The 14,029-nt window shown below is 66.9% G+C and carries 10 protein-coding genes; 8 read left to right on the plus strand and 2 right to left on the minus strand.

The window, feature by feature from the left end:
* Positions 1-20: 20 nt before the first annotated feature.
* The 8 genes from JOF29_RS10050 (at position 21) to JOF29_RS10085 (ending at position 10,962) form a co-directional block, all read left to right on the plus strand.
* Positions 21-875 (plus strand): carbohydrate ABC transporter permease, encoded by an 855-nt coding sequence (locus JOF29_RS10050; protein ID WP_209693934.1) that lies wholly within the window; start codon positions 21-23, stop codon positions 873-875.
* Positions 872-2,785 carry a DUF8034 domain-containing protein gene (locus JOF29_RS10055; protein ID WP_209693935.1) on the plus strand — a complete coding sequence of 638 codons (1,914 nt, stop codon included), beginning with the start codon at positions 872-874 and terminating at the stop codon, positions 2,783-2,785. The genes JOF29_RS10050 and JOF29_RS10055 overlap by 4 nt, the downstream gene beginning before the upstream one ends.
* A gap of 16 nt (positions 2,786-2,801) precedes the next feature.
* Positions 2,802-3,590, plus strand: a complete 789-nt coding sequence (locus JOF29_RS10060) for an RraA family protein (RefSeq protein WP_209693936.1) — start codon at positions 2,802-2,804, stop codon at positions 3,588-3,590.
* Between the two features lie 23 nt (positions 3,591-3,613).
* A complete protein-coding gene (locus tag JOF29_RS10065; protein WP_209693937.1) occupies positions 3,614-5,473 on the plus strand; it encodes a right-handed parallel beta-helix repeat-containing protein in 1,860 nt (619 codons plus the stop codon).
* A 236-nt stretch (positions 5,474-5,709) separates the two neighbouring features.
* Positions 5,710-7,317, plus strand: a complete 1,608-nt coding sequence (locus JOF29_RS10070) for a right-handed parallel beta-helix repeat-containing protein (protein ID WP_209693938.1) — start codon at positions 5,710-5,712, stop codon at positions 7,315-7,317.
* A 284-nt stretch (positions 7,318-7,601) separates the two neighbouring features.
* Positions 7,602-8,465 (plus strand): ABC transporter permease subunit, encoded by an 864-nt coding sequence (locus JOF29_RS10075; RefSeq protein WP_209693939.1) that lies wholly within the window; start codon positions 7,602-7,604, stop codon positions 8,463-8,465.
* Positions 8,462-9,352 (plus strand): carbohydrate ABC transporter permease, encoded by an 891-nt coding sequence (locus JOF29_RS10080; RefSeq protein ID WP_209693940.1) that lies wholly within the window; start codon positions 8,462-8,464, stop codon positions 9,350-9,352. The genes JOF29_RS10075 and JOF29_RS10080 overlap by 4 nt, the downstream gene beginning before the upstream one ends.
* Positions 9,349-10,962, plus strand: a complete 1,614-nt coding sequence (locus tag JOF29_RS10085; RefSeq protein WP_209693941.1) for an extracellular solute-binding protein — start codon at positions 9,349-9,351, stop codon at positions 10,960-10,962. The genes JOF29_RS10080 and JOF29_RS10085 overlap by 4 nt, the downstream gene beginning before the upstream one ends.
* Before the next feature lie 323 nt (positions 10,963-11,285).
* Here the strand turns inward: JOF29_RS10085 and JOF29_RS10090 are convergent, their stop codons facing one another.
* Entirely contained in the window at positions 11,286-12,533 is a 1,248-nt protein-coding gene (locus JOF29_RS10090) for an SGNH/GDSL hydrolase family protein (RefSeq protein WP_209693942.1), read from the minus strand.
* Positions 12,534-12,660: 127 nt separating this feature from the next.
* On the minus strand, positions 12,661-13,908 hold the full coding sequence (locus tag JOF29_RS10095) for an IS110 family RNA-guided transposase (protein ID WP_443667596.1): 1,248 nt from the start codon (positions 13,906-13,908) through the stop codon (positions 12,661-12,663).
* Positions 13,909-14,029 lie beyond the last annotated feature (121 nt).

The following is a 14,029-nucleotide window of genomic DNA, read 5'->3' on the forward strand; positions in this document are numbered from 1 at the left end:
GTGCATTGAGGATGCCCCGGGTGGCGACCCTGCAACTGAAACCGTGGAAAACAAAGCGCTGGGGACGGATCGCGTTTCTGGTGCTGACCAGCGTGCTGATGCTGGTGCCGATGTACCTGCTGGTGGTGAGCGCGTTCAAGTCGCAGCAGGACATCCTGGCGCACCCGTTCTCGCTGTCGCCCGACCAGCTGACCACGCAGTACCTGAAGAAGGCCGCGACGAACCCTGACTTCAACATCGTCAAGGGGTACGCCGTCACGGTCCTGTTCGTGGTGTCGGTCAACGTGCTGTCCGTGGCACTGGCCGGCCCGGTGTCGTACGTGATCGCCCGCCGCAGCGAACGCCGGTACCGGATGCTACTGCTGCTGTTCGTGGCCGGGACGTTCATCCCCAGCCAGGTGCTGGTGATCCCGGTCGTCTACACGCTGAAGTTCCTCGGGCTGATGGGCACGATCCCGGGGTTCGTGCTGTTCGAGACCACGCTGACGCTGCCGTTCTCGATCTTCCTGTACGCCGGTTACATCCTGACGATCCCGGCCAGCCTGGACGAGGCGGCCGCGGTGGACGGGGCCGGCAAGCACCGGGTGTTCTGGTCGATCGTGTTCCCGCTGATGAAGCCGGCCGTGGTGACGATGGTCATCCTGAACACGTTCTCGGTCTGGAACGACTTCGTGAACCCGCAGATCATCCTCGGCCCGGGCAGCGGTCTGTACACCGTGACGACCGGCGTGTACGCCGCGGTGAGCCAGTACTCCACCGACTACACGGTGGTGTTCCCGACGCTGCTGCTCGCAGTGGCTCCGTTGCTGGTGGTCTTCGTGCTGCTGCAGCGGCACGTGATCAGCGGCCTGACCGCGGGAGCGACCAAAGGATGAGCCAACAGATCATCGCCGAGACGCCCATCGGCATACCTCCGGCCTGGGCGATCATGCAGCGCCGCCTGTTCGACGTGATGGACGAGGGCTGGTGGCTGTTCCGGGAGCGCTACTGCCTGCCGGACGGCGGACTGCGGTACGCCGGCCCGATGCAGAGCCGGGACGGCGCCGACGACTTCTACGAGGCCTTCGTGAACTGGCCGGTGCTGTACCAGCTGGGCGGCGCGGACGACCTGATCGACGTGTCGAAGTGGCACTGGGAAGGTGTCACGCGGCAGCTCACCGACCTGGGGTTCCTGGTCGACGAGTTCGAGCGCGGGTACGACTGGTTCCACATCGGCGAGTCGATGATCTTCTTCTACTCGCTGTGCGCGGCCGACCCGGCCGACGAGGTGTTCCGCGAGCGCGCGTACCGGTTCGCCGAGCTGTACCTGCCCGGTTCGCCGGCCGGTAACTACGACGCCAAGACCAGGACGATCCGGGCGCCGCACAACGGTGCCGGCGGGCCGCGCTGGGGGATCAACGACGAGTGGCGGACGTTCGGTGCCGATCAGGAGCGGATGCGGAGCTTCGGGCTGCCGCTGTCCGGTGTACCTGGGATCCGCGGCTGGGGCGACCTGAAAGCGAACGCGGACCTGATGGGCGCGGAGATGATCCGCCGACTCGGTGCTGGTGACACCGCAGTCAACCTGGCCGCGACCACGCTGACCGCGAACGCCTGGCTGTACGACCACAGTGACCGCTTCTCCGCGTGGACCCTGGAGTACCTGGACGCGTGGGAGGAGCGGGCCAAGGCGAACGGCGGCCTGCTGCCCGACAACGTCGGCCCGAACGGCATCGTCGGCGAGCTGCACGACGGACGCTGGTACGGCGGCAACTACGGCTGGAACTGGCCGCACGGTGTCTACAGCGTCGGCTCTGCCGCGTGCGTCGCCGCACTCAACGGCGTCGTACTCACAGGTGATCAGAAGCGGCTGGACTTCGCCCGGCAGCTACTTGACCACTTGTACGAGCGGGGCGTCAGCGGTGCCGTCGACGACACCGAGCTGAGCATCCGTGACCGCTGGGAGGCAGAGCTCGGTGAGGACTGCGCCAACCCGACCCTGCTGATCCCGAACCGCCACAACGACAACGGCTGGTTCGACTACCAGCCCCCGCAGCTGGGGCTGCCTGTCTGGCTGTGGCAGGCCGCCTTTGAAAGCCCAGACCGCGACCGGCTCACCAATCTGCGGAAGCGCAGCGGGTACGACTGGCGAACGGTCCGCGACTTCCGTAACAAGGAAGACGCCGGCCATGAGGCACCGTGGCTCGCGTACCTGGCAGGGGATAACCCTGGCTACCCGGAGGCGATGCTGGGCGTGGCCCTGTCGCAGGTGCAGCGCCGGATGGACCTGATGGCCGTGGACACCGTTGACCCGGCCGACCTGAACATCCACCACTGGCAACGACACAACCCGGTAGCCACCGAGGCCCTGCTCCAATTGACCACCGGTACGCCGCAACTGCTCTACAACGGCGGCCTGCTACCGCTGCGGGTCCTGTACCTCGACCCGGACCGCGGTCGCCCCGGTCTGCCACCTGACGTGGCCGCACTGGTCGACACGGTCGAACCCGACAGGACAGGTCTGCAGTTGGTGAACCTGTCGGCGACGCGGACACGGCGGGTCGTCGTACAGGCCGGAAGCTTCGGCACCGACCGGATCGACGAGGCGACGGTGTCCACGGCGTCGGGGGAGTATCCCGGACCGGCACCGGCGTACACCTCACAACCACCGGCACCGGGGACCCGCACGGTCGTTGTCGGCGGCAACAGACTCGAAGTGACGATGCCGCCCGGCCGGACCATCCGGCTCGACTTACGGCTGACCAGGAACACCTATCGAGCCAGTCATCTGGCCCTTGCCCACTGAACTACCGAGGAGACATATGAGCAGCACGGAACAAGCTCCGGTGACGCCGGTCTGGGACCTGCCGGTGCGCGGCGAGAACCCGCCGCCGTCGGACCCGGACCTGGTGTCGCGGCTGTCCGGGATCGGGTCGGCCACCGCCTGCGCCCGGTTGCACAACCAGGGCATCCGCCGGACCTTCGTCGACGGTCCGACCAGCATGTTCCCCGGCAAGAAGGTGGTCGGCCGCGCGCTGACCCTGCAGTTCATGCCGCAACGTGAAGACATCGCCGACGGCCAGACCCAGGAGTACATCGAGCGCAGTACGGCGCTGTGGGCCGTGCTCGACGAGGTCCGGCCCGGCGACGTCCTGGTGGTCCAGGCCTACGGCAGCCACACCACCGGCTGCTTCGGGGACATGCTGGTCCGCTACTTCAAGCTCCGCGGCGGCGCCGGCATCGTCGTCGACGGCCGGATCCGCGACGTCCCCCGGGTGGCGCAGCTCGACGTACCGATCTGGTCGACCGGAGCCACCCCGCACTACGCCTCCCAGTCCGAGCTGTTCCCGTGGGCGTACAACGTCCCGGTGGCAGTCGGCGGCGTCCTGACACTGCCCGGGGACCTGGTGCTCGCCGACGACGACGGTGCGGTCGTCGTCCCCCGGCAGCGGGCCGAGTCCGTGATCGCGGCGGCCGCCGAGCACGACGAGTGGGAGAAGTTCAGCCGGCGCCGCATCGACGAGGGCGCCGCACTGCGTGACTACTACCCCCTGACCGAGAAGACCCGTCTCGAGTACGAGCGCTGGCGATCCGAGAACGGGAACCACTGACCCTCTGAGAGGACCCCGCCCACATGTCCAAGAGAACCAGGCGTACGGCGTTCAGCGTCGTCGCCGGGATGGTCGTTACTGCCCTGGTGACGGTAGCGGCCGTCCAGCTGAACACCCAGCCCGCAGGTGCCGCCGACTGCAAGACCTTCTGGGTCGCCCCGAACGGTGACGACGCCGCCAAAGGCACCGAGAGGGAACCGTGGAAGACGGTCACCCGGGCCCGCGACGAGATCCGGAACAAGCGCCTCAACGACCATCAGAACTGCGACATCACCGTCAACCTGAAGGCCGGCGACTACCCGGTCACCTCGAGCATCGACTTCGGCCAGCAGGACTCCGGGAGGAACGGCCACCGGGTCGTCTACCGCAGCGTCGACGGCCCCGGCAAGGCGAACCTCCAGGGCGCCGAGGAGCTCACCGGGTGGACGCCGTACAAGGACGGCATCTACAAGACGAGCTTCGACAAGTCCAAGCCTTTCTACACGCTGTTCGAGGACGGCAAGCGTGCCACGAACGCCCGGTACCCGAACCGCGCCACCGACGACACGTGGGCGCCGTACCTGACGTCGATCCTCTACCAAGAGGACAAGATGGACGTCCACAACTGGCTGTGGGGCAAGCCGGGCGACTGGGACCCGAACTGGGACATGAGCCAGGCGTCGGTGACGATCTGGTCCGGCGGTTCCTGGTCGTGGTTCACCGACACGATCCCGCTGCTCGACACCAACTTCAAGAAGACCCAGACCACGCTGAAGTACTTCACCCGGTTCGCGATGGTGAACAGCCGCGGTGGGTCCCGGTACTACTTCCAGAACTCGCTGAGCTTCCTGGACCAGCCCGGTGAGTACTACGTCGACTTCAAGGGCGGCGAGGTCTACTACAAGCCGCGCGCCGGCACGATGGACGGCGTCAAGGTTATGCGGCCGACCGTGAAGACCGTGCTGAACCTGGCCGGCAAGTCGCCGCAGGACCGGCTGCACGACGTCACCTTCGACGGCCTCGGCGTGCAGTACTCCGACTTCGTCAGCTGGTACCGGGTCGGCTGGAACGCCCCGGGCGACTCGGGTGTCGAGCACAAGTACCCGGAGTACGACCGGCAGATCGAGCTGCCCCGCAACCAGTTCGGCGCGATCACGCTGACCAACACCAGCAACATCGACCTGAGCCGGATGCACATCTCGAACACCGGCTACACCGGCGTCTTCATGCTGTACGCCAACGACCACACGAGGATCACCGACAGCCTGCTGGAGAACATCGGCAACGACGGCATCAAGGTGGAGGGCGGCTGGCCGGGTGAAGGCGACCTGACCAACCACCACACGTTCTCGAACCTGTTCATCGACCACATCGGCGAGCTGGTGCCGGGCGACGCGGCCGGCATCGAGCTGATGGACACCGGCAACAACACGGTGACGAACGTCGAGGTCAAGCACAGTGCCCGCTACGGCATCAGCCTGGAGTCGCGGCCGGAGGTGCAGGACCCGGACCAGTACGAGTCGGGCAACACGTTCAAGTACATCAAGCTCGAGGAGATGGGCCTGGACAGCGGTGACATGGGTGCCTTCTACACGTACGGCGTCGACAACCAGGAGCCGCACCCGATCCAGAACACCGTCGACCAGATGGTGATCGGGGACGTGATCCCGGACCCGTCGATGCCTGATGCGGGTGGTACGCGTGGTGTGCACATGGACGCCGGCGGGTGCGGGTTCGCGATCAGCAACGTGCAGGTCGGCAAGGTGACGGACCAGAAGTACCAGTCGTACAAGTGCAACACGGTCAGCAATGTCGACTGGGAGGCAGGATTCGACACGTCGAAGATGGAGTACGACAAGATCGGCGTGCTGCCGACCTTCCCGTACGACGTGGCCGGCCGGTGAGCGGGATGCGTTTCGCGGCAGGAGTGCTGGCCGGTCTGGCGTTGCCGGCTCTTGTCCTCGGAGGCGGGGTGGCGGCGCGAGCCGCCGCCCCGGCGGGGCATACCGATTGCAGCTCCTTCTGGGTCTCGCCCGACGGGAGCGACGCTGGGCCGGGGTCTGAGCGGAAGCCTTGGAAGTCGGTTGAGCACGCGCGGGACACGTTGCGGCTGCGCGGACATGCCGGGTGTACGCCGGTCGTGAATCTGAAGGCCGGCACGTATCAGGTGGACAAGACGATCACGTTCGACGACCGCGACTCCAACGTCACCTACCGCAGCGTGGACGGGCCGGGCAAGGCCGTCTTCGAGGCGGGGCAGGAGGTGACGGGCTGGACGCCGTACAAGGACGGCATCTTCAAGGCGCCGGTCGACGTCGGCCAGCCGTTCTACAGCTTGTACGCCGAGGGCAAGCGTGCGACGACGGCCCGCTTCCCGAACAAGGCGTCTGACGACAAGTGGGCGCCGTACCTGAAGTCGGTCCTGTTCGACCCGACCAAGGAGGCGGTGCACGACCAGCTCGGGTTCAGCACCGGCGACATCGACCCGTCGTGGGACCTGCGGCTCGGGACCGACTGGCCGGCGCAGGTGACGGTCTGGTCGGGCGGCTCGTGGTCGTGGTTCACCGACACGATCCCGATGCTCGACATCAACTTCGCCAAGAAGCGGACCACGCTCGTCTACCCGGCGCGGTACGGCTTCATCAACTCGGGCGGCGGCTCCCGGTACTACGTCCAGAACTCGCTGAGCCTGCTCGACCAGGCGGGTGAGTACTACCTGGACTACCCGGCGAAGACCCTGTACTACAAGCCGTCCGGCGGCACCATGGACGGCGTCAAGGTGTTCCGGCCGACGCAGACCGAGGTGTTCTCGATCGCCGGCGCGTCCGCGAACCGGCGAGTGGAGAACCTGACGCTCGACGGCCTGACCATTCAGCACACCGACTTCATGCAGTGGTACCGGTACGGCTGGAACGGGACCGGGGACTCGGGCGTGAAGCACAAGTACCCGAAGTACGACACCCAGATCGAGATGCCGCGGAACCAGTGGGGAGCGATCACGCTCACCAACACCCGGGGCGTGACGCTGACCAGGTTGCACCTGCAGCAGACCGGCTTCACCGGGATCGAGCTGCTGTTCGCGAACGAGAAGGCCACGGTGTCGGACAGCCTGCTCGAACACATCGGCAACGACGGCATCAAGGTCGAGGGTGGCTACCCCGGCGAGGGAGACCTGGCGCACGGCAACACGTTCACCAACAACTACATCCACCACATCGGTGAGCTGGTCCCGGGCGACTCGGCCGGCATCGAGATCATGGACAGCGGTCACAACCTCGTGAGTCATACGGTGGTCGAGCACGGTGCGCGGTACGGCATCAGCATCGAGTCGCGGCCGGAGATCCCGAACGCGGACAACTACACCGGCGGGAACACGGTGAAGTACGTGCGGTTGTCGCATCTCGCGCAGGACAGCGGCGATACGGGCCCGTTCTACGCGTACGGCGTCCGCAACGAGCCGCCGTACACGCCGGATGCGTCGGTCTCCCAGATGATCATCGACGACGCGAATGCGGACCCGTCGATGCCGGACGCGAAGCCGTACGGCGTGCACATGGACTTCGGCGGCTGCGGGTTCGCGTTCTCGGACATCAAGGTGACGAACACCGAGAGCGACCCGTACCACGGCCCGTCGGCCGGTCCGTGCGACACGTTCGCGAACGTGAGCTGGGAGGCCGGGTTCGACGACTCCAAGCTGCAGTACGACCAGATCGGCGTACTGCCGTCCTTCCCGTACGAGAAGCCCTGAGGGCCGCGCCTGACCTGTTTCCCGCAGACACACCGATCTGAGCTGCGCGACTCTCCAAGACGAGACACAGTCGAACACGGGAGAACGGAAAGCGTTCTCCGATCGTGGGGGGACGACCCTGGGAGTGTCGCGTGGCTCAAACAGACCGAATCCCCAGCCGACCGACCACAGCCGGAAAACCGACCGGCTCCGGACCACCGGGTACAGCTACGGACAGTGGTGGAACGACGGCCAAGCCGCTCTCGTGGTGGGCACGCGCCAGACGGGACAAGGTCCTGCTGCTGATGGCTCTGCCCGGGCTGGCGCTGCTGCTGTTGTTCCACTACCTGCCGTTGCTCGGGAACCTGATCGCGTTCCAGGAGTACCTGCCGTTCGTCCCGCTCGGCCGCAGCGCCTGGGTCGGGCTGGACAACTTCGCGGTGATCTTCAACGGCGACGCGGAGTTCCTCAACGCACTCAAGAACACGCTGCTGATCACGCTGGTCCAGGTGGTCTTCGTGTTCCCGGCGCCGATCGCGCTCGCGCTGCTGCTGAACAGCCTGCTGTCCGAGCGGATCAAGCGCGTCGTGCAGTCGGTGCTGTACCTGCCGCACTTCCTGTCCTGGGTGATCGTGATCGCGATCTTCCAGCAGATCCTCGGCGGCAGCGGCCTGATCAACAACTTCCTGCGCTCGCACGGGATGGGCACGATCGACTTCCTCGGCAACCCGGACGGGTTCATCGCGCTGCTCAGCAGCCAGGTGATCTGGAGGGACACAGGGTGGGGGACGATCCTGTTCCTGGCCGCGCTGACCCAGATCGATCCCGGGTTGTACGAGGCTGCGCGGGTCGACGGCGCCTCCCGGTGGCGGCAACTGTGGCACGTCACCGTGCCTGGTATCCGTGGGCTGATCATCCTGCTGCTGATCCTGCGGCTCGGCGACTCGCTGACCGTCGGGTTCGAGCAGATCATCCTGCAGCAGAACCTGGTCGGACGGCCGGCGAGCGAAGTACTCGACACGTACGTCTACAACAACGGCGTACTGGCCGGGCAATGGGGCGTGTCCGCCGCGGTGGGCCTGGTGAAGGGCCTGGTCGGCGTCGCCCTGGTGATCGGCGCCAACAAGATCGCCCACATCTTCGGCGAGGCGGGGGTGTACCAGAAATGAGTGTTCAGGGAATTGATGACGGTCCTGCGACCTCGTCACGGGTGATCAAAGGCGTCGTACTGCTGGTCTGCTGTGCGGTCGTCGTCGTGCCGTTCCTCGGCGTGATCTCGACGAGCGTCGCGAGCCAGCGACACGTCACGAACTCCGGCGGGTTCGTGCTCTGGCCGGACGGGCTGAACTGGGACGCGTACAAGGCGATCTTCAACGGCGGCGTGGTCCAGCGGGCGCTCGGGATCAGCGTGGTGGTCGCGGCCGGCGGCACGCTGGTCAGCCTGGCCGGGTCGACCATGCTGGCGTACGCGCTCAGCCGGCGCGGCTCGTTCGGGCAGCGGCCGATCCTGCTGATCGTGCTGTTCAGCCTGCTGTTCAGCCCGGGGCTGATCCCGAACTACCTGGTGGTGAAGGAGTTCGGGCTGCTCGACTCGTTGCTGGCGCTGATCCTGCCGACGGCGATCAGCGGGTTCAACGTGATCGTGCTGCGCTCGTTCTTCATGGGCATCCCGGACTCGGTGCTCGACTCGGCCCGCGTCGACGGAGCCGGCGACTTCCGGATCTTCTGGTCGATCGTGCTGCCGCTGTCGAAGGCGGTGCTCGCGGTCGTCGGGCTGTTCTACGCGGTCGGGTACTGGAACGCGTTCTTCAACGCGATGCTCTACATCAACGACACCTCGAAATGGCCGCTGCAGCTGGTACTGCGGACGTACGTCATCAACAACACCGAGCTGAGCAGCGGGGACCTCGGCGGCGCGGCGGCCGACCAGCTGCCGCCGCAGGAGTCGATCCAGATGGCGATCCTGGTGGTGTCGCTGGTGCCGATCCTGATCGTGTACCCGTTCCTGCAACGGCACTTCGCCAAGGGCATGCTGACCGGGGCGGTGAAGGGATGAGCCCGATCAGCAGAAGGACGCTCCTCGGCGGGTCGCTGGCTGCGGCGGCCGTCGGGCTGACCGGCTGCTCGACGGTGACCAGGTCGACCGACATCGCCGCGTTGAACAAGCCGGTCGAGTTGCCGACGTACAAGCGTTTCGACGGGCCGAAGCCGGATCTGCCGCGGAGCCATCCGCTGATGCCGGACTGCTTCTACCGGTTCCCGGAGCATCCGGCGAAGGTGACCAGTGGTACGCCGGGGGACGGGCACAAGGTGACCGGTTCGACGTTGACGTCGAACCCGATCCCGCCGACGGCGGACCGCAACCCGTACTGGCAGGAGCTCAACCGGCGGCTCGGTGTGCCGCTCGAGCTGAACATCACGGCGGCGACCGACTACTCCAACAAGTTCGCCACGGCGGTCGCGGGTGACACGTTGGGCGATGTGTTCAACGTGGACGGCGGGTTCGCGTACCTGCCGCAGTTCCTGGAGGCGCGGGCGCAGGACCTGACCGAGTACCTGTCCGGCGACGCGATCCTCGAGTACCCGTTCCTGGCGAACGCGCCGCAGGCGTCATGGCGCGGGTGCGTGTACTCCGGCGGTATCCGCGCCGTACCGATCCAGCGCGGGATCATGTCGTCGAACACGCTGCTGGCCCGGCAGGATCTGCTGGACCAGCTCGGCGTCGAGCTCGGGTCGCCGACCGTCGACGACCTGCAGAAGGTGGCGAAGGCGGTCACCGACGGGACGAAGAACCGGTGGGGTTTCGCGGTGCCGCCGACCGCGGCGGTCAGCGCGATGCTTGGTCTGCCCAATGGTTGGGAGGTGCGCGACGGGAAGCTCGTGCACAGCCGGGAGCTGCCGGAGCACAAGGAGATGCTGGCGATCACCCGGCAGATGGTGAAGGACGGCGTGATCCATCCGGACGGCGTCGCGAAGAACAACCAGAAGGTGTGGTTCACGCAGGGGTCGGCGGTGATGACGCAGGACACGTACTCGTCGATCCAGAGCTTCTACCGACGGGCGACCGACCAGTCGTTCAGCATCTCGATCCCGGTACCGCGGGCCGCGGACGGGAAGGTCGGCCGGGTCCTGCTCGGGTCCCCGAACAACTCCATCGCCGCGATCCGCCCGGGGCCTCCGGCGCGGATCAAGACGTTGCTGCGGATCCTCAACTGGTTCGCGGCGCCGTTCGGGACGGAGGAGTACCTGTTCCGGAAGTTCGGTCTGCCTGGGCGGCACTACACGCTGAACGGCAGCGACCCGGTCCTCACCAAGGACGGCGGGAGTGAGGTCTGCCTCGGCGAGTTCCCGATCCAGTACCTCGCCGACGGGCCGTACCCGGCGTACTTCCCGGGCCACCCCGAGGCGGTCGACACGGCGTACAACCATTTCAAGGCGGTCCTGCCGACGGCGATCATGCCGCCGACGTACGGCCTGTACTCACCCACCCAGTCCACCAAGGGCAAGATCCTCGACACCCGGATGGATTCCCTCACCAAGGACATCCAGCTAGGCCGAGCCGACCTCAACTCCTGGGACGAAGCCGTCGCCAACTACCGCAAGTCCGGCGCCGACGCCATCCGCAACGAACTGGAACAAGCCCTCGCCATCAAGGGCGAAAAATAAGAGCTGACAGGTGCCGTCTCCGAAGGACAAGAACTAACAGGTGCGGTCTACGGGAGTTAAGAGCTGACACGGGAAGCCTGTACGCCTACCCCGGTCCCGCGCCGGGGTAGGCGGCCGCGAGCTGCATGAGCCCACAGTATGTGTGGCTGCACCACTGGACGCATACCGCGTGAGGACGTACTGCGTGAACCTGCAGTACGTGTGTCTGCGCCGCCGGACGCGGGCTGGGTGAGCACGTAGGACGTAAGCCGGCACCCCGGACGCGCGGAGTTGGCGCGTGCTCTGTGAATCCGCGCCAGCGGTTCTCGCGCGGTGGGGTGGTTCTACTTGCAGCGGAGGGAGTCCAAGTTGGGGGCTTGGCCCATTGCCTGGTTTCCGGCGTCGTTCGGGTGCAGCCCGTCGCCTCCGTCGTACGCCGGTGCCAAGCGGGACGGGTCCGCCGGGTCCCGGGTCGCGGCGTCGAAGTCCGCGACCCCGTCGAACTCGCGGCTCGTACGGATGAAAGTGTTGACCGCTTGGCGGACGGCTTCCTTCTCAGGGGTGTAGACGAAGGAGCTGCCCATCGGGGTCAGGGTTCCGCCGACGATGCACCGGCCGGCTGCGTGCACCCGGGCGATCAGCTGGCGGTAGCCGGAGATGAGCTGGCCCGTGGTGGCGCCGGCGTAGATGTCGTTGATGCCTTCCAGTACCAGCACCGTGCGTACGCCGGGCTTCGTCAGCACGTCCTTGTCCAGCCGCGCCAGCGCACTCGCCCCGGCGCTGCCCGCCTTCGCGACCCCGCCCAGGACCCGGTTCCCGGAGATGCCCTCGTTGGAGATCGCGAGCCGCCGCGGCTCCGGCAGTTTCGCGTACCGGCCGGCGAGGATGTCCGGCCAGCGCCGGTTGGTGTCGATCGTCGTACCGACCGACGACGTGATCGAGTCGCCCAGCGTCGCGACGGTTTCCACCTGCTGCGAGGCGTCGACGATCGCCGCGTTCACGAAGTACCAGGCCGCGGATTCCGTCTGGTACGCCGTACCCGACTCGTCGGCTGCGTGATCACCCGATGTCGACTTGTAGCTGTGCTGCATCGCCCGGTTGTGTGCGGTGATGACGCCCGTCGTCCCGACCACGTGCAGGCTGACGGTCAGACTCGTCAGCGCGGGCACCGCCCCGGGCAGCGGATCGCTGATCGCCATCGCGCCCGGCGGAATCGTCACCGCCGTACTCCCGCCGAACGTCAACCGCCGGCTCGACCCCGGCAGCACACTCGCCCCGGTCGCCTGGCGCCCGACGTACACCGAGTCCGTCACCAGCGGCTGATCACCGTTCGCGTTCGAGATCCGGATCCGCAGATCCTTCCCGCCGACGCTCGTCCGCAGCACGTTCCGCACCGTCAGGTCGCTCAAAGTCCCACCGGCGACGTCGTCCGCCGCACCCCACGTCGTCACCAGCGCACCACCACCACGACCGCCGGCTCCGTCACCAGCACCAGTCGTCGCTCCATCGCCGGGAGCGGCCGCCACCAGGCCCGCCGTACCCACCACCGTCACCAGCAAACTCGCGCCCATCCGGCGCCATGTCATCGTCATACGCATCAAGTCACCTCCGAATACCTGCACATGCAATCGTTTGCACAGATTCCGTCGCCGAACGGTCACCTACACGAGCCGAACGGCACGTGTGCAAGCTCGACAGACATCCCAGGAGCTAAGGGTGTCAAGCTGCGAGCAATTCGGCCTGTTGTGACCAGGCGGTTGTTTCGTTGTAGGGGGTGCTGGTTTTGAGGCAGCCGTGGAGGATGCCGACGAGCCGGTTGGCGAGTTGGCGCAGGGCGGGGTTGTGTTCGGCTCCGCGGGCTCGTTGTTTGTCGTAGTAGGCGCGGGCTCCGGGCGAGGTGTTGAGCGCGGAGAAGGCCTGGGTCATGAGGGCGTCGATGAGCCGGTCGTTGTGCACGTAGCGGGCCAGGGCGACCTTCTTCTTGCCCGAGGAGATGGTGATCGGGCTGGTCGCGGCGTAGTTCTTGCGGGCTTTGGCCGAGGCGTACCGTTCGGGGTCGTCGCCGAACTCTGCGAGCACCCGGGCGCCGAGGATCGGTCCCAGCCCGGGCTGGGACACGATGATCTCAGCGGCCGGGTGCCGGCCAAAATGTGCCTCCACCTGGCCCTGCAGCGTCGTGACCTGCTCATCGAGGACGACCAGGACCGCGACCAGCGCGCGGGTCGAGGCGGCGTAGGCGGCAGTCACCACGGCAGGCTGGCCGAGGTGCTCGGCGCGCAGCGCGGCCCGGATCCGCGCGGCCCTGCCGTCGATGCCGTCGATCTTGCGGCGCCGGGCGTGTTTGAGCGCCGCGGTGATCTGCGCGGTGGTCAGCCGGGCCGCAGACGCCGGGTCGGGGGCCTTGGCCAGTAGTTCGAGGGTGTCGGGCGCGTCGAGGTCGGCGAAGGCTTCCAGCGCGGCGGGGAAGTACTCGCGCAGCGCGTGCCGCAGCCGCTGCGTGGTGCGGGTCCGTTCCCAGATCAGTGTCTTGTGCATCCGGGTGACGACCTTGATCGCCTCGGCCCCGGCGCTGTCACCGGCCACCGTGCGCAGCTGGTGGGAATCGGTGCGGACCATGTCGGCCAGCACGTGCGCGTCGCCCGCGTCGCTCTTGGCGCCCGACACCGCATGCCGTTTGCGGTACGCCTTCGCCTGCAACGGGTTCACCGCGAACACCTGGTAGCCCGCGGCCACCAACGCGGCCACCCACGGCCCCCGATCGGTCTCGATCCCGACCACCACCTCGACCTCGTCCAGATCGGCATCGGGATCAACAGCGGCGAACTGCTCGGCCAGCAGCGCGTGCAGCCGGGCCATCCCCACCATCCCCTCGGGCAGCCGCGCCTTGGCCAGCACCCGCCCGGCCGGGTCCATCACCTCCACATCGTGATGCGCCTCGGCCCAGTCATCACCCACGAACAACTTCACTAAGTTCTCCCGCTCTCGATCAAGCCAGTCACCCGCAGGCAAGCCGGTCGGGAGAACCATCAGCGACCTAATGAAGCAGTACTCACGGCAACCCACCACACAGCACGGCGGGGCCAGGCAC

This window comes from Kribbella aluminosa, assembly GCF_017876295.1.
Taxonomy (GTDB): domain Bacteria; phylum Actinomycetota; class Actinomycetes; order Propionibacteriales; family Kribbellaceae; genus Kribbella; species Kribbella aluminosa.

Excerpts from the sequence above, each read along its gene's own strand:
- JOF29_RS10055 (WP_209693935.1), top strand. The coding sequence starts at position 872 with ATGAGCCAACAGATCATCGCCGAGACGCCCATCGGCATACCTCCGGCC.
- JOF29_RS10060 (WP_209693936.1), top strand. The coding sequence starts at position 2,802 with ATGAGCAGCACGGAACAAGCTCCGGTGACGCCGGTCTGGGACCTGCCG.
- JOF29_RS10085 (WP_209693941.1), top strand. The coding sequence starts at position 9,349 with ATGAGCCCGATCAGCAGAAGGACGCTCCTCGGCGGGTCGCTGGCTGCG.
- JOF29_RS10065 (WP_209693937.1), top strand. The coding sequence starts at position 3,614 with ATGTCCAAGAGAACCAGGCGTACGGCGTTCAGCGTCGTCGCCGGGATG.
- JOF29_RS10080 (WP_209693940.1), top strand. The coding sequence starts at position 8,462 with ATGAGTGTTCAGGGAATTGATGACGGTCCTGCGACCTCGTCACGGGTG.
- JOF29_RS10075 (WP_209693939.1), top strand. The coding sequence starts at position 7,602 with ATGGCTCTGCCCGGGCTGGCGCTGCTGCTGTTGTTCCACTACCTGCCG.
- JOF29_RS10090 (WP_209693942.1), bottom strand. The coding sequence starts at position 12,533 with ATGACGATGACATGGCGCCGGATGGGCGCGAGTTTGCTGGTGACGGTG.